The sequence below is a fragment of the Streptomyces sp. NPDC088261 genome, assembly GCF_044740805.1.
In the GTDB taxonomy this organism is placed as follows: domain Bacteria; phylum Actinomycetota; class Actinomycetes; order Streptomycetales; family Streptomycetaceae; genus Streptomyces.
The window spans coordinates 311,800-327,749 of sequence record NZ_JBIURL010000003.1 but is presented as its reverse complement, the minus strand read 5'-3'; the positions used below and the strand labels follow the sequence as shown (position 1 = coordinate 327,749).

Below are 15,950 nucleotides of genomic sequence, written 5' to 3'. Positions count from 1 at the left end.
CAGGAGAATTCAGCCCATGAGCAACCCCCAGCAGCTGCGTTACAGCAAGGAGCACGAGTGGCTGACGGCCGCCGAGGACGGGGTGTCGACCGTCGGCATCACCGAGTTCGCGGCCAATGCCCTCGGTGACGTCGTGTACGTCGAGCTCCCCGGCGTCGGTGCCGCGGTCACCGCCGGTGAGACCTGCGGTGAGCTGGAGTCGACGAAGTCGGTCAGCGATCTGTACTCGCCGGTGAGCGGCGAGGTCACCGAGACCAACCAGGACGTCGTGGACGACCCCTCGCTGGTGAACTCGGCCCCCTTCGAGGGTGGCTGGCTGTTCAAGGTGCGCGTCGCGGAGGAGCCGGCCGACCTGCTCACCGCCGACGAGTACACGGAATTTTCCGGCAACTAGACACCCCAGGGACTGTGATGTCTTCGAAGTCGCTTCTGAACACCCCGCTCCACGAGCTCGACCCGGACGTCGCCGCCGCCGTCGACGCCGAACTCCACCGTCAGCAGTCCACGCTCGAAATGATCGCCTCGGAGAACTTCGCTCCGGTCGCGGTCATGGAGGCCCAGGGCTCCGTCCTGACCAACAAGTACGCCGAGGGCTACCCCGGCCGCCGCTACTACGGCGGCTGCGAGCACGTCGACGTGATCGAGCAGATCGCGATCGACCGTGTGAAGGAGCTGTTCGGGGCCGAGCACGCCAACGTGCAGCCGCACTCCGGCGCGCAGGCGAACGCGGCGGCGATGTTCGCGCTGCTCTCCCCCGGCGACACGATCATGGGTCTCAACCTCGCCCACGGCGGGCACCTGACCCACGGCATGAAGATCAACTTCTCGGGCAAGCTCTACAACGTCGTCGCGTACCACGTCGACACCGAGACCGGTCAGGTCGACATGGCCGAGGTCGAGCGCCTCGCCAAGGAGTCGCGGCCGAAGCTGATCGTGGCCGGCTGGTCCGCGTACCCCCGCCAGCTGGACTTCGCGGCCTTCCGCCGCATCGCGGACGAGGTCGGCGCGTACCTGATGGTCGACATGGCGCACTTCGCCGGCCTGGTCGCCGCGGGCCTGCACCCGAACCCGGTGCCGCACGCCCACGTCGTCACCACCACCACGCACAAGACCCTCGGCGGCCCGCGCGGCGGAGTGATCCTCTCCACCCAGGAGCTGGCGAAGAAGATCAACTCCGCGGTCTTCCCGGGCCAGCAGGGCGGCCCGCTGGAGCACGTCATCGCGGGCAAGGCGGTCTCCTTCAAGGTGGCGGCCTCGGACGAGTTCAAGGAGCGCCAGCGGCGCACCCTGGACGGCGCCCGGATCCTCGCGGAGCGCCTGGTGCGGGCCGACGTCACCGAGCACGGTGTCTCCGTCCTGTCCGGCGGTACGGACGTGCACCTGGTCCTTGTCGACCTGCGGAACTCGGAGCTGGACGGCCAGCAGGCCGAGGACCGCCTCCACGGCATCGGCATTACGGTCAACCGCAACGCCGTCCCGAACGACCCGCGCCCCCCGATGGTCACCTCGGGCCTGCGGATCGGCACTCCGGCGCTCGCCACCCGGGGTTTCACCACCGAGGACTTCGCCGAGGTCGCGGAGATCATCGCCGCCGCCCTCAAGCCCGACTTCGACCGTGAGGCGCTGGCGGCGCGGGTCACCGCGCTGGCCGAGAAGCACCCGCTCTACCCCGGCCTGTAGGCACCGGGCCCCACCCGGGCCTCCGCCACCACACCGGAACGTCATCGCCCGTACGGCTCTCCGTACGGCCCGCGTTCGTGAGGCACCGCGCACACTGGACCGTGAGCGCGGTGCCCCGCACCCCGTACACCCGTGGCCTCTGCACCACCCCGGCAGACAACGGCGTCTACCCACCAGCTAGGAGTCCCTCCCGTGGCCATCTCGGTCTTCGACCTCTTCTCGATCGGCATCGGCCCGTCCAGCTCCCACACGGTCGGCCCGATGCGCGCGGCGCGCATGTTCGCCCGCCGGCTCAAGAACGAGGGGCTCCTGGCCCACACCGCGAAGGTACGGGCGGAGCTGTACGGCTCCCTCGGCGCGACCGGCCACGGCCACGGCACCCCCAAGGCCGTCCTCCTCGGCCTGGAGGGCCACTCCCCCCGTACGGTCGACGTGGAGCGCGCGGACGCCGAGGCGGAACGTATCCGCACGGGCAAGCGCCTCAACCTCCTGGGCATGCACGAGATCGCCTTCGACGTGGACGAGGACCTGGTCCTGCACCGCCGCGAGGTCCTGCCGTACCACGCGAACGGCATGACCGTCCTCGCGTACGACGCGGACGGCGGCCTGCTCCTGGAGAAGACGTACTACTCGGTGGGCGGCGGCTTCGTCGTGGACGACGACGCGATCGGCGAGGACCGCATCAAGCTGGACGACACGGTCCTCACCCACCCCTTCCGCACCGGCGACGAGCTGCTGCGGCTCGCCCGCGAGACGGGCCTGTCGATCTCCGCGCTGATGATGGAGAACGAGAAGGCCTGGCGCACGGAGGACGAGATCCGGGCGGGGCTGCTGGAGATCTGGCGGGCCATGCAGGCGTGCGTCGCGCGCGGCATGTCCCGCGAGGGCATCCTGCCCGGCGGCCTGAAGGTCCGCAGACGGGCCGCGAACACCGCGCGCCAGCTGCGCGCGGACGGCGACCCGCAGGCCCACGCGATGGAGTGGATCACGCTGTACGCGATGGCCGTGAACGAGGAGAACGCCGCCGGCGGCCGGGTCGTCACCGCCCCCACCAACGGCGCGGCGGGCATCATCCCGGCGGTCCTGCACTACTACATGAACTTCGCGGCCGGCGGCGCCACCCCGGCGGAGAAGGACGAGAGCGTCGTCCGCTTCCTCCTCGCCGCGGGCGCCATAGGCATGCTCTTCAAGGAGAACGCGTCCATCTCCGGCGCCGAGGTCGGCTGCCAGGGCGAGGTCGGCTCGGCCTGCTCGATGGCGGCGGGCGCCCTGGCCGAGGTCCTGGGCGGCAGCCCCGAACAGGTCGAGAACGCCGCCGAGATCGGCATGGAACACAACCTGGGCCTGACCTGCGACCCGGTCGGCGGCCTGGTCCAGATCCCGTGCATCGAACGCAACGGCATGGCGGCGGTGAAGGCCGTCACGGCGGCGAAGATGGCCCTGCGCGGCGACGGCAGCCATAAGGTCTCCCTGGACAAGGTCATCAAGACGATGAAGGAGACGGGCGCCGACATGTCCGTCAAGTACAAGGAAACGGCGCGGGGCGGCCTCGCGGTGAACATCATCGAGTGCTAGGGCGAGACCGCCGGGTCCGAGGTGAAGGAGTGGTGTCACGGCCCCCTGTGCCGGCCACGCGAAGAACGGCGAACTCGACTCACAGCCGGCTGGCTCTACCGCACCCCACGCCGTCCGCCTCCCGCATACGGGTGTCCATCGGGGTGCTGCGGTCGTACGGGTCGGACTCGGGGCCCTCGCCCTCGTCCGTGACCGCGCGTTCGGCGCTGAACTCCGGGGTGAAGTAGCCGGTGGACGGGGAGCATCCGCCGTTGGCGGAGTCCACCCTGTAGGAGACGAGCGAGAACGTGCCCGGCTCGATGAACACCTTCGCCGGATCGTCCCAGCTCATCACCACCTCGCGGCGCACGATCGTGCGCGCGACCTCGTCGCTGCCGGACGCGGCCCGGACGAGCGGATAGACGTACGTGACGTCGCTGCTCACCTCGACCGCGCCGCGCTTGCCCTCCCGGTACGTGATACGTCCCCGGGTCTTCACGACGTCACCGGCGAGCCGCACCTCCGTGCCGTCGAACCGGCTGAACAGCAGCAGGGGGTCGTTCTCCGGAGTGGGCGCGGTGAACGCGGTCTCCAGGAAGTCCTGGACGTCCCGCTGCTGGGGGTTGACCGCCGCGATCGCCTTCGCCGGCCGCTCTCCGCGCAGGACCCCCGGGTCCAGGCTCGACGCGATCAGGAAGTCGCGGCTCCGGTCGAGGGCCCGCGCGACCTCCGCCTCCGTCATCCAGCCGGTCGCCCGCGCCGCGGGCAGCCCCAGCCCCGTCGCCCCGTCGCTCCACAGCCGGGCGGGCGATCCCCTGAACGGCTCGTCGACGGTGGGGAGCCCGGCCGCCGCCTCCGTCGGCGGCGGCGCGGTCGGGCGGGCCGTCTCGGCGGCCGGCGGTACGGCGTCGGCGTCGCCGTTCCCCCACCATCCGGTCAGCCGGCCCGGCGTCAGCGCCACGACCAGCAGGGCGAGCGCGGCCATGAGCCCGAACGCGTACCACCCCTTGCCCCCGCCCCCGCGCGGCCGGGCCGGGGTGTGGGTCCGCCAGCCCTCCGGCGGAGCCGGCTGCTCCTTCAGACGCCGCGTCACCATCCGCGCCCGCGCCGACGGTTCCCGGGGCGCGCCCGGCGCCCCGGCCGCCGCCTCGCGCAGGAACCGCTCCCACTCCTCGTCCGGTATGGACCCCTCACCCACGACGCGCTCCCCCGTCTCGGCCGTTCGACATCCGTGATCATCACACGGCCCACTGACAACGGCCCCGGCGCCAGGAATCGCCGGGGGCGTCACGGGGCCGCGGCGTGCACCGCCGCCCGGCGGGACGGCGTGGCATTCGGCGCCCGCGCCGTGCCGTCGGTGACACTGATCCGGTGCGCGACCATACGTTTTGTCCGCCGGCGGACATCCGGGCCCGGTGCCCCTCGTGACGTGGAAGCCGTTCCGCCGTGCGCGGGCGCGGCTGGCGGCCGAGATCCGCGACCTGGACGAACCGTCCCCGGCCTGGGGGCTGTGGGCGTGTGTGGTGTCGGTCGTCCTGTCGGTCGGGCTGTTCCTCGCCGACGTGGTCGTCAGCAACGACATCCGGCTCGCCGGCCTGTCAGGACTGGGACTGCTCGCCACCGCCCTGCTCGGCACCCGCCGCCAGGCGCTGATCTCCGCCGCGGCCGTCGCGGCGGTGAGCGTCGCGGAGGCGGTGAACGACCCGCTGGGCCGCCCCGTCCTCGAAGCCCTGTCGCTGGTCACCACCGCGCTGTTCGTGCTCGCCACCCTGCTGATCTCCCGGGTCCGCATCCAGCGCGAGCACCTCCTCGCGGAGACCCGCGCGGTGGCCAACGCCGTACAGAACACCCTGTTGCAGCCGTTCCCGCTGGCCGCGGGGCCGATGACGGCGACCGGGTTCTACCTCGCCGCCCAGCAGGGCGCCCGCGTCGGCGGTGACATCTACGAGGTGGTGGATTCTCCGTACGGGGTACGGATCCTCATCGGCGACGTCCAGGGCCACGGCCTCGCCGCGCTGGGAGCCGCGCACGCCGTGCTCACCGCGTACCGGGAGGCCGCCTTCCACCAGCCGGACGTCGTGCGGCTGACCGAGCAGATGGAGAGCGCCCTGCTGCGCTACAACGCGGCGGCCTCGGTCGACGGCGCCGACATGGAACGCTTCGTCACCGCCACGGTCATCCAGGCGGGGGCCGACGGGCGGACCACGACGGTGGTGTGCGGGCACGTGCCCCACTACGTCGTGACCGGCGGCCGGGTGACGGAGATCGCGATGAGCGAGCCCGGTCTCCCGCTCGGCCTGGGCCCGCTGATCGGCGTACCGCGCACCCCGCTCGACTCGACCATCACGGCGGACTGCGTGCTCGTGCTGTGCACGGACGGGGTAACGGAGGCACGTGACCGGCAGGGCGTGTTCTTCCCCCTGACGGACACGCTGCGGGAGCTGGCCGGGCTGCCGCCCGACGAACTGCTGGAGCGCCTGCGCGGCGCCCTCGTCCAGCACTCCGAGGGGGAACTGCTCGCCGATGACGCCGCCGTCCTCCTGGTCACCGCGGCCCCCGCGACCCCCGCGGCCCCCGGGGACACCGCGGAACGGTGACCGGGGGCCGGTGGATCCGCCGGACCGGCCGGGCTCAGCGGACGCGGGCGATCCCGGAGTAGAGCAGGTCGGTGCCCGTGCTGTCCGCCGGCGCGGGGGTGTCTTTGTACCAGTGGGTGACCAGGCCCGGCTCGACGAGGTCGAGCCCGTCGAAGAACCGCTCCACCTCCGCACGGGTACGGGGGCGCAGGTTGATGCCGCTGGACCGGTACTCGGAGATCCGGTTCTGCTCCGGGGTGAGGAAGTCCCCGGTCAGGTGGGAGAGCACCAGAACACTGCCGGGCGCCAGGGCCTCGATCAGGGTACGGGTGATGCCGTACGGGTCGTCCTCGTCCGGCACGAAGTGCATGAGGGCGATGAGGGACAGCGACACCGGGCGCCGGAAGTCGAGCAGCGAGCGGGCGTGGTCGAGGATCTCCCCGGGGCGCCGGACGTCGGCCTCGATGTAGTCGGTGAGGCCCTCGGGGGTGCTGATCAGCAGGGCCTCGGCGTGCCGCAGCACGATGGGGTCGTTGTCCGTGTAGACGATCCGCGCCTCGGGGTTGACCTCCTGGACGACCTGGTGGAGGTTCGGCTCGGTCGGGATGCCCGTACCGATGTCCAGGAACTGGTCGATGCCGCTGCGGGCCACCCAGCGGACCGCCCGGTGCATGAAGGCGCGGTTCTGCCGGGCGCCCTCCTGTGCCTCGGGGGTCAGCTGGCCGGCGAGCGCCTGGTCCACGGGGTAGTTGTCCTTGCCGCCGAGCAGGTAGTCGTAGATGCGGGCCGGGTGCGGCTTGCTCGTGTCGACCTGGGACTTCGGCGTACCGGGCGTCATGAAGGGCTCCAAGGGTGTCTGGCCGGGCCACGGGACTGGGACGTGTGCCGACCTGTCCCCCGCCGCGGACCACCACCGCCCCGACGCATCCTGTCACACCAACGCCCGCGCGTCCGGGGCGGGTTGGGGAGGAGAACCTCAGGTCAGGGTCGCGTACACGATGAGGTTGTCGACCGGGTGCCCCTGCGCGTCGAAGGCGCCGTCGCAGGTGATCAGCCGCAGCGCCCGCGCGTCGGTGGGGCCGTAGACCTTCCGCGTCGGGAAGGACGTCTTGCCGACCGTCTCGGTGCCGGTGACGGTGAAGTGGGCGGTCGCGCCGCGGGTGTTCCGTACGGCTATGTCCGCGCCCTCGCGGATCTTCTTCAGGTCGTGGAAGACGGCCCGGCCGAGGCGGGTGTTGTTGTGGCCGATGATCACGGCGGCGCCCGGCTCGCCCGGTACGGCTCCGCCGGTGTACCAGCCCGCCGTCATGCCCCGGTCCGCCGGGGGCACCTCGACGGTGCCGTCCCGGTTGAGGCCGAGGGCCATCAGGGAGCTGTCCACGCCGAGGGAGGGGATGGTGACGCGGGCGGGGTCGGCGGCGGGCGGTGCGGAGGGGGTCGTACCTCCGGGACCGTCCGTGGGCGAGGAGCCGGCCGACGGGGAGGCCGGGGCGGCGGCCCCGGTACCGGTTTTGGTCCCGATCTCGGTGCCGGACGAGCATCCGGTGGTGAGGAGGACGAGGGCGGCCAGGACGGCGGCCGGCGCGAGGGCGAGGCGGGCGCGCGCCGGGCGGCGGCGCGGGTGTTGTTCCGGGTCGTGCTGCGAACGGGGCATGGAGGTCTCCTGGGCGGTGCACCGAGGGGCCTCCGCCCGGCCGGACGGAGGCCCCTCGGACGTCGGTCAGCTGCTGCGGTGGGCGGTGGTGGTACGGCGGCGGATCACGTACGCGGCCGCTCCCGCGAGCAGGGCGAGCCCGGCGGCCGAGCCGGCGAGCGCGGCCGTGTCGCCGCCGCCCGACGCGGGCCGCTCACCGGCCGCCACACCGCCGCGCGGCACCGCGGAGGGACGGCGCCCGTCCGGCACCGCGGAGGGGCGGCCCCTGTCCGGTACGGGGGACGGGGCGGCCTCCTGCGCGGGCTCGGCGGCCTTCGTGGGCTCCTGCGGCGGGGTCTGCGTGGGACGGGCCGGCGCCGCGCCGGTGGCGGCCCGCTCGGGCTTGGCCGAGGGCGCGTCCGACGCGAAGGCGGCGGCGGACGGCGCGAGGACCGCGCAGAGCGTCGCGGCGGCCAGCACGGCGGAACGCGCGGAGGGACGGTGACTCATGGGAATGGCTCCATTCCAGCGGGAACTCGGTGGAGCCCGGGACCCCGGTGGCCGGGATCCCGGGCTCGCTCCCAGGCTGGCGTGAAGTGATGAGGAACCTGTCAGGGCGCTGTGGTCATCACATCAGCGCGCCACTACAGCGTGACCGGCGAGACGTGCGCGCCGGTCGCGCTCTGCGCCAGCCACTGCGTCCAGGTCAGGTTGAAGTCGGCGAAGCCGTTGTCGGGCGCCGCGTTCCCGCGCGGGGAGCCGGTGATCGTGACCGGGTCACCCTGCTTGACGAAGTTGTAGAACCACTTGGCGTCGGCCAGCGACAGGTGCACGCACCCGTGCGAGCCGCTGCTGTGACCGGGCTGGGGGTCGCCGGTGGAGTAGTGGAGATAGGTGCCGGAGGCGGTGAGCTGGACGTCCCAGGGCAGTGTCAGGTCGTAGAAGTCGGGGTCCTTCTTGTCGCAGGTGATGTGCACGCTGCACGACGTCATACGGACCGTCTTGGCCTTGCCCATCACCGCCATCGTGCCGTCCCAGGAGGGCCAGTCCTTGCTGCCCGCGTCGATGGGGAGCGTACGGACGGTCCTGCCGTCGCGCGTCACCTTCATCGTGTGGCCCGAGGCGGAGACGGTCGCCTCCGTGTCGCTGCCGATGGTGAAGCTGTGGTGGTACGCGTGGGTGCCGTAGCGGCCGTGGCCGTCGGTGACGCCGGTCAGCTCGGCGTCCAGGGTCACCTTCGTACCGCTGGGCCAGTACGAGGCGGGCCGCCAGTCGACCCGCTGGTCGCCGAACCAGTGCCAGGCCCCGTTGACCGGGACCGACGTGGTCAGTTTCAGCTGCTTCTCGATGCCGGCGCGGGCGGACGGCGCGACCGGGTCGGTGAAGGTCACCGAGACCGGCATCGCCACGCCGACGGTGGTGCCGGTCTGCGGGGTGATCGTGTCCAGGAGCATCGGCGGTCCGGCCGGCCGGGACGCCGATGCCGCCGGGCTCGCACTCACCGCAGAGGCGCCGGGGGTGACGTGAGTGGCGTGGGCGGCATGGGTGGCATGGGTGGCGGTACGCGCGCCGGCGCCCGAGGCGGCGGCGCCGGTGGCGGCGCCCGAGGCCGAGGCGCTCGCCCCGCAGGCGGTCGCCCCCAGCAGCACCGCGGTGGTGGCCAGCGCGACGCCTATGCCGCCGCTCTTGACCCGGCCCCGGGCGAAGCCCTTGGCGATGCCCCTGCGCGTGCGCATGCCCATTCCGTACTCCGCTCCGTCATGTGCCGTCATATGCCGTCACGTGTCCCAGGACGTCATGTGTCCCGGGACCCGACATCCGCCCCCATTGCCGCCCCCTTACCCATAGAGACATGAACCATGGCAAAGCGGTTGCAACGCGCACGTAAAGCAACGGCCAAAACGGCGGGTGCGGACCCGTGAGGGTCCGCACCCGCCGCAGGAAGGATCCGGTCGGTCAGACGTCCGCGATCGGGGCCCGGCCCTGCTCCTGCTTCTGCGCGACGGGCAGGAACGTGGAGATCACGAACTTGTAGAACGCGGCGCCGACCAGTCCGCCGACGAGCGGGGCGACGATCGGGATCCACCAGTAGAAGTTGCCGTACTGGTCCCGCCAGGCCGTGTCGTACCCGGTGATGAAGCTCGCGAGGCGGGGGCCGAAGTCACGGGCCGGGTTGATCGCGTATCCGGCGTCGGCGCCCCACGCCATGCCGATGGCGACCACGAGCAGACCCGTGATCAGCGCGCCGAGGTTGGCGCCGGGGGGCGTGTTCAGCAGGTCGGTGATGGCGAAGATGACCATCACCAGCAGCGCCGTACCGATGACCTGGTCGCGGAACGCGCCGTACTCACTGACCGGCAGCACCCCGTTGCCGGGGAGGGTGGAGAAGACCGTCTGGGTCTTGAACGTGTGACCCGGGTCGAACTTCGCCAGGATCTCCGTGTAGTTCCAGCGCACCAGCAGCGCGGCACAGAACGCGCCCAGCGTCTGGGCGAAGGCGTACGGCGCCACCTTGCGCCACGCGAAGCCGCGGAAGACCGCGAGGGACAGCGTCACCGCGGGGTTGAGATGGGCCCCGCTGACCCGGGCCGCCACGTACACACCGAGCATGACGCCGAAGCCCCACGCCCAGGCGATGCTGTCGTGGTCGCCGAGGTTCGGCGCCTGCACCTGTGCCACCACGCCGCATCCGAACATGATGAGGATGAACGTGCCGGCGAACTCCGCGGCCATCTCCCCGACGAGGGTGTTCCTCAATCCCTTTGCCATGAGCGCCTGCCTCCACCTAGTTCCGAGCCGCGGTCATGACCAAATAAGCATGAAACGGTCATGTCGGCAGGGCGGTGGATGCATATGAGTGACTGTCGGCCCCCGCGGGGCGACGGGAGAGGTCACCCGGGGCCGGTCGCGCGTGAGGCCCGGCCGGAGCCGGGCCTCACGTGCGACGCGGGGTCACTCGCCCTTGCGGGCGGCCCAGAACTCGTCGAAGGTCAGCAGGCCGTCGCCGTTGGCGTCATGGGCGTTGATGACGGCCTGCGCCACGGTCTCGGTGACGTGGAAGTCCCCGAGCTGCGCCATCGCGCTCTTGTACTCCACGGCCGTGATGAGCCCGTCGCCGTCGGCGTCGAACCGGTCGAATGCCTTACGCGCGTCGTCGATGTCCGCCACTGTGTCCGCCCCTTCGTTCATGCTGTGTTGACGGACCCAGATTATCCGCCCGCACTCACCCGAACGGCGGCAGCCCGCGCGGCGGGGAGCGGCGGGGAGGGCGGCGCGTCCCGGTCAGCCGCGCCAGGGGCGGTAGTGCGGGTTGTCCACGCACTCCGTCATGATCTCGACCTTCCTCTTCTTGTCCACCGGGCACGCGCCGACGATGTGTTCGCGGGCGATGCCGCCGATGAAGGCGACCTCTTCCTGGGACGCCCACTTGTGGGTGTTCCCGATGGTCTTGTTGACGTCGATCCCGCCGGGGGCGTCGACGTAGTAGTTGAAGCCGCTCTTCCACTGCTTGTACAGGTCGTGGTCGAAGGTGGTGGAGACGTACGGGGAGTTCTGGTTGACGAGGACGTACTTCTCGATGTCGTACTGCCCGTCCAGCGGCGCCTTGGGGTGGAAGCCCTCTTCGAAGATGACCGCGGGCGCGCGGCCGTCGGCGCGGTACAGCTGCCGGCAGTCGGAGCGCCACGCGGGCTCGGGGGTGATCCGGCTCAGGTCCACCCGGCGGTCCGCCGCGGCGAAGAGCGGGTCGTAGAGGACGGGACAGGACGCGGGGGCGGCCAGCGCGGCGGGGGCCGCGGCGGGCGCGACGGTGGTGGTACGGGGGGCGGCGGGCGCGGCCTCGGTGACCGAGGCGGGGACCAGTACGGCGGTGACGGACAGGGCGAGGGCGGCGGCCCGGCGCCGCAGACGAGTGGAGATCATGGGGAGCACCCTTCCGCCCGTACGGTGCCCGTAGGGGGACCGTCACCCGTACGGCGGCGTGTCTCCGGCGAACTCCTGCCATCAAATGGCGAGTTGTGGCCAAGGGATGTCACCCGGGTGGCCCAGGGAGAAGGGGTGTGCGCAGTGTGGCGTGTGCCGGGAAAGGTCTCAGGGGACCTGGCGGTCGGCGACGCGCATCTCGAACCAGGTCGTCTTGCCCCGGGGAAGGAGGTCCACACCCCACCGGTCGGACAGCTTGTCCACCAGGAAGAGGCCCCGCCCGCTGGTGTCCATCTCCTGCACCGGCATCAGACAGGGCAGTCCGCGCGACGGGTCGCGCACCTCGATCCGGATCCAGCCTCGGCGACGGACCATGCGTAACCCGAAGACCCGCGCGCCCGTGTGGCGCACCGCGTTGCCGACGAGTTCGGAGACGAGCAGCACCGCCTGCTCGGCCGTCTGCGGGGAGAGGGCCCACTGGTGCAGGACCACCGTGTGGGTGATCTTCCGGGCGGCCGAGGCGGACTCCGGGCGGGACGGGAGCCGTACCTCGCCGTCCGTCGGATTGCCGTACAACTCCAGCGCTTTGAGGGCCTGTTCGTCCTCGGCGGCCGGAATCCAGCGCGCAGCGGTCGCACTGCCGCGTTGCCGCGGCTGCTCCACACCCTCCAGGCCCGCCATGTCTCCCATCATGGCTGCCCGGAGGCGTCCCCGGGGGCGTTCCCGGGGATTCAACCCACCGGAATGAGTCATTCCAGGCAGGGCGTCTGGCATATACCTAAGGCATCAGACGTCCACCGACAGCCACCCTGACCTGGGATGACAACCCGCATTCAGATGATCACCAACAGCGATCGGGGCATTTTCCTTAAGGCTCTTTTAAGGTTGGGATAAGCCGTGCACGCGGTTGACGAAACGGGGAGCCGCGCGCCCGGGAGCACCGGATCGGAGGAGCTCAGAGGAAGCGGGCCTTGCCGGGGCCCTCCTCCACGAACGAGCGCATGCCGCGCTCCCGGTCCTCGGTCGCGAACAGGCTTGCGAACCAGGTGCGTTCGATCGCGAGGCCCGTCTCCAGGTCCGTCTCCAGCCCCGCGTCCACGCTCTCCTTGGCCGCCCGCAGCGCGAGCGCGGGCCCCTGGGCGAGCGCGGCGGCCCACGCGCGCGCCTGCTCGTACACCTCGGCCGCCGGGACCACCCGGTCGACCAGGCCGATCGCGAGCGCCTCGTCGGCCCGTACCTGACGGCCCGTGAAGATGAGGTCCTTGGCGCGGGAGGGGCCGATCAGCCGGGCGAGCCGCTGGGTGCCGCCGGCGCCCGGGATCAGCCCCAGCAGGATCTCGGGCTGGCCCAGCTTCGCGTTGTCGGCGGCGATCCGGTAGTCCGCGCAGAGCGTCAGCTCGCAGCCCCCGCCGAGCGCGTAGCCGGTGACGGCCGCGACGACGGGCTTGGGGATGCGGGCGACGGCGGTGAACGCCTCCTGGAGCGCCCGGGAGCGCAGGACCATGGCCGCGTGGTCCATGTCCCGCATCTCCTTGATGTCGGCGCCGGCCGCGAAGACCTTCTCGCCGCCGTACAGGATCACGGCCCGTACGTCCTCGCGCCGGCCGGCCTCCTCGGCCAGCTCGCGCAGCCGGTCCTGGATCGAGGCGTTCAGCGCGTTCATCGGGGGACGGTCGAGCCGGATCGTGCCGACGCCGTCGGAGACTTCGAGGTTCACGGTAGCCATGGGTGGCAGGTTAACGAAGATTAACGCCAGCGGGCCCGGTGCACTTGGTCACAGTGCGCCGGGCCCGGCCGTTCAAGGAGCGGCGGTACGTACGAGGGGAGCTACTTCGTCCACTCCGCCCAGGACATGTTCCAGCCGTTGAGGCCGTTGTCCGGGGCGATCTGCTTGTCCTTCGAGTTCTTGACGATCACCACGTCGCCGATGATCGACTGCTCGAAGAACCAGGCGGAGGGGGTGCCGTTCTTGCCGCCGCCCCTGACGTCCCGCAGCCCCACGCAGCCGTGGCTGACGTTGGCGGAGCCGAACGTCCCCGAGGACGCCCAGTAGTTGCCGTGCACGAAGGTGCCCGAGGTGGACAGCCGGATCGCGTGCGGCACGTCCTTGATGTCGTACTCCCCGCCGAAGCCGACGGTCGCGCCGTTCATCCGCGTGACCTCGTACTTCTCACTCATCACCATCTGGCCGTTGTACGTGGTGGTCGACGGCGCGCCCGCGGTGATCGGGATGTTCTTGATCTGCTTGCCGTCCCGCACGACCTTCATCGTGTGGGCGCGCGCGTCGACCGTCGAGACCTGGCTGCGGCCGATGGTGAACGAGAACGACTTGGCCTGCTCGCCGTAGACGCCCGGGCGCCCCTCGACCCCGTCGAGGTTGAGCCTGACCGTCACCTTCGTGCCCGCGGCCCAGTACTTCTCGGGCCGGAAGTCCAGCCGGTCGTTGCCGAACCAGTGGCCCTCGACGGGTACGGACGGCTCCGCCGTCACCGTGATGGCCTTCTCGACGGCGTCGGGCTCGGTGATGCCCCGGGAGAAGTTGATGGAGACCGGCATGCCGACGCCGACGGTCGAACCGTTCTCCGGCGTGTACTGGCCGATGAAGGTGTTCTGCGGCACGAGCGTCGTGAAGGTGGTGTCCTTGGCGGACTCCCGGCCGTCGGCGTCCTTGGCTATCGCGTGCACCTTGTACTTGGTCGAGCCGGCGAGGTGCTGGGTCGGTTCCCAGTCCGCGCCGTCGGGGGTCAGCTTCCCCTCGACCTCGTTGCCCTTGTCGTCCTTGACGGTGACCGAGGTCAACGTGCCCTGGTCGGCGGAGACTTTGAGGACCCCCGTGGTCGCGACCGCCTTGGAGCCGTCCTTCGGCGCGACCGTCACGACCGCGACGGACGCCGCGTTCTTCACCGAGGCCGCGCCCTTGCCGGCGCCCTTGCCACCGGAGGCGCCCTGGTCGGCGCCGTCGTCCCCGCCCCCGCACGCGGTGACCACCAGGAGCACTCCTCCCAGCGCCAGCGCCAGCAGTCCGCGCCTCCCGCGCCCCCGCCGTCCGTCGTGTCCGCGGCCCCGCGGCCCGCGGACCGGTCCCGCCGATGTCCCCGATATCGGCAAGCCGTTCACCATGGTCGTCTCCCCTCGCACGGCCTGGCCCCGCCACGGCCCGCACTCTCGCGCGCCGATTGCCCGCGCCCAGCGTCAGACAATCACATCGCATGCCTGGGGACGATCTCGCGATTGTCACCGTTCCGTTCCAACGGGTGCCGGCCGTCGGTCCCGGCGGGCGCAGGTCAGCGGAGTGCGGAGCCCTTCCTCCACGCCGCCCAGTCCATGTTCCAGCCGCCGAGTCCGTTGTCGGGAGCCACGATCCGGTCACGTGAGTGGACGACCTCCACGACGTCCCCGATCAGGGTCCGGTCGAAGAACCACCCGGCCGGCGTCTCCTCGCCGCCGCCCTTCACGTCCCGCAGCCCGACACACCCGTGGCTGACGTTGGCGGTGCCGAACGTGCCGGGCGCGGCCCAGTAGTTGCCGTGCAGGAAGGTCCCCGAGGTCGTCAACCGGATCGCGTGCGGCACGTCCTTGATGTCGTACTCCCCGCCGAAGCCGACCGTCCTGCCGTCCATGCGGGTGACGTCGTGCAGCTCTGTGACGACCATCTTCCCGTTGTACGTGGGGGTCTTGGCGGCGCCCGCCGTGATCGGCAGGGTCGAGATCAGCTCGCCGTCGCGCCGTACCTCCATGGTGTGTTCCTCCGCGTCCACGAGGGAGATCTGCGAGCGGCCCACGGTGAAGCCGGTCGTCCGCTCCTGGATGCCGAGGACCCCTGGCGCGCCCTCGACGTCCCGCAGCCGCACCGCGACGGTGACCTCGGTGCCCGGGGCCCAGTACTCCCGCGGCCGGAAGTCGAGCCGCTCGTCGCCGAACCAGTGGCCGACGACCTCCACCGGCGGGTCGGCGGTGACCTCGATGGCCCGCTCGACGGCCGCGCGGTTCCGGATCGCCCGGTTGAAGTCGAACGAGACGATCATCCCGGCGCCGACGGTGGAGCGGTTCTCCGGCGAGAAGTAGCCGATGAAGCGGTCCTTGGGCACGGCCGTCGTGAACGTGCTGTGCCGGGCGGAGCGCCGGCCCGCGCCGTCCACGGCGACCGCGTCCACGCTGTACCTGGCCGAGGGCGCGACCCGCGCGCCGTCGCCCGGGCGCCAGGTCCGGCCGTCCGGGGAGATACGGCCCGGCAGCTCGGTGCGCTGCGCGTCCTCGACCCGCGCCACCGTGACGCGCTCGATCCGGCCGTCCGGCACCCTCACCTCGATCCGCCCGGACACCCGGACGGACGTCGCGCCGTCCTCCGGGGTGATCCTGATCGTGTCGCCCGGGGCCCCCGACTTCCCTTCGAGCAGGCTCCCGCCACTGGTGCATCCCACGAGGCCGGCCAGGGCCGCCGCCACCAGTCCCGCTCCCGCCAGCGCGACGGCCGTGCCGGTCCCTGCCCGCTTCAGTACGTGTCTCACGCCCCGCCCAACGACCACCCCCCTCCGGGGGAAACGTGAGGGCGGGGTCTCATGAGGGAAGAACAAGGAAGGACCACG

Annotated in this window: 16 protein-coding genes; 4 read left to right on the top strand and 12 right to left on the bottom strand. The window is 71.6% G+C overall.

Annotation, left to right across the window (positions count from 1 at the left end):
- The first annotated feature begins 16 nt into the window (after positions 1-16).
- The 3 genes from gcvH (at position 17) to ACIODU_RS08655 (ending at position 3,255) form a co-directional block, all read left to right on the top strand.
- On the top strand, positions 17-394 hold the full coding sequence (gene gcvH / locus ACIODU_RS08665) for a glycine cleavage system protein GcvH (protein ID WP_356431333.1): 378 nt from the start codon (positions 17-19) through the stop codon (positions 392-394).
- Between the two features lie 17 nt (positions 395-411).
- Entirely contained in the window at positions 412-1,680 is a 1,269-nt protein-coding gene (gene glyA, locus ACIODU_RS08660) for a serine hydroxymethyltransferase (protein ID WP_401765473.1), read from the top strand.
- Between the two features lie 192 nt (positions 1,681-1,872).
- Positions 1,873-3,255 carry an L-serine ammonia-lyase gene (locus ACIODU_RS08655; RefSeq protein ID WP_356431336.1) on the top strand — a complete coding sequence of 461 codons (1,383 nt, stop codon included), beginning with the start codon at positions 1,873-1,875 and terminating at the stop codon, positions 3,253-3,255.
- Positions 3,256-3,334: 79 nt separating this feature from the next.
- Here ACIODU_RS08655 and ACIODU_RS08650 read toward each other — a convergent pair whose 3' ends face one another.
- Positions 3,335-4,432: a hypothetical protein gene (locus ACIODU_RS08650; protein ID WP_401765469.1), complete on the bottom strand. Its 1,098-nt coding sequence runs from the start codon at positions 4,430-4,432 to the stop codon at positions 3,335-3,337.
- Positions 4,433-4,658: 226 nt separating this feature from the next.
- On the opposite strand from ACIODU_RS08650, the gene ACIODU_RS08645 reads away from it, so the two are divergent.
- Entirely contained in the window at positions 4,659-5,831 is a 1,173-nt protein-coding gene (locus tag ACIODU_RS08645; protein ID WP_401765467.1) for a PP2C family protein-serine/threonine phosphatase, read from the top strand.
- 34 nt (positions 5,832-5,865) lie between these two features.
- On the opposite strand, the gene ACIODU_RS08640 is transcribed toward ACIODU_RS08645, so the two are convergent.
- From ACIODU_RS08640 to ACIODU_RS08590, 11 genes are all read right to left on the bottom strand, one after another.
- A complete protein-coding gene (locus tag ACIODU_RS08640; RefSeq protein ID WP_401765464.1) occupies positions 5,866-6,648 on the bottom strand; it encodes an SAM-dependent methyltransferase in 783 nt (260 codons plus the stop codon).
- Between the two features lie 138 nt (positions 6,649-6,786).
- On the bottom strand, positions 6,787-7,464 hold the full coding sequence (locus tag ACIODU_RS08635) for a class F sortase (protein ID WP_401765461.1): 678 nt from the start codon (positions 7,462-7,464) through the stop codon (positions 6,787-6,789).
- Positions 7,465-7,530: 66 nt separating this feature from the next.
- Complete coding sequence (locus tag ACIODU_RS08630) at positions 7,531-7,953, bottom strand: hypothetical protein (protein ID WP_401765459.1); 423 nt, start codon at positions 7,951-7,953, stop codon at positions 7,531-7,533.
- Positions 7,954-8,087: 134 nt separating this feature from the next.
- Positions 8,088-9,179 carry an Ig-like domain-containing protein gene (locus tag ACIODU_RS08625; protein WP_401765456.1) on the bottom strand — a complete coding sequence of 364 codons (1,092 nt, stop codon included), beginning with the start codon at positions 9,177-9,179 and terminating at the stop codon, positions 8,088-8,090.
- Positions 9,180-9,399: 220 nt separating this feature from the next.
- Entirely contained in the window at positions 9,400-10,212 is an 813-nt protein-coding gene (locus ACIODU_RS08620; protein WP_327234388.1) for an MIP/aquaporin family protein, read from the bottom strand.
- Between the two features lie 183 nt (positions 10,213-10,395).
- Positions 10,396-10,611, bottom strand: a complete 216-nt coding sequence (locus tag ACIODU_RS08615) for an EF-hand domain-containing protein (protein ID WP_161309364.1) — start codon at positions 10,609-10,611, stop codon at positions 10,396-10,398.
- A 114-nt stretch (positions 10,612-10,725) separates the two neighbouring features.
- Complete coding sequence (locus tag ACIODU_RS08610) at positions 10,726-11,364, bottom strand: ADP-ribosyltransferase (RefSeq protein WP_401765453.1); 639 nt, start codon at positions 11,362-11,364, stop codon at positions 10,726-10,728.
- 168 nt (positions 11,365-11,532) lie between these two features.
- Entirely contained in the window at positions 11,533-12,057 is a 525-nt protein-coding gene (locus ACIODU_RS08605; protein ID WP_327234390.1) for an ATP-binding protein, read from the bottom strand.
- Between the two features lie 262 nt (positions 12,058-12,319).
- Positions 12,320-13,090 carry an enoyl-CoA hydratase/isomerase family protein gene (locus tag ACIODU_RS08600; protein ID WP_401765449.1) on the bottom strand — a complete coding sequence of 257 codons (771 nt, stop codon included), beginning with the start codon at positions 13,088-13,090 and terminating at the stop codon, positions 12,320-12,322.
- 101 nt (positions 13,091-13,191) lie between these two features.
- Positions 13,192-14,481, bottom strand: a complete 1,290-nt coding sequence (locus ACIODU_RS08595) for an Ig-like domain-containing protein (RefSeq protein ID WP_401765894.1) — start codon at positions 14,479-14,481, stop codon at positions 13,192-13,194.
- Positions 14,482-14,648: 167 nt separating this feature from the next.
- Positions 14,649-15,872 carry an Ig-like domain-containing protein gene (locus tag ACIODU_RS08590; RefSeq protein ID WP_401765446.1) on the bottom strand — a complete coding sequence of 408 codons (1,224 nt, stop codon included), beginning with the start codon at positions 15,870-15,872 and terminating at the stop codon, positions 14,649-14,651.
- Between the last annotated feature and the right edge of the window lie 78 nt (positions 15,873-15,950).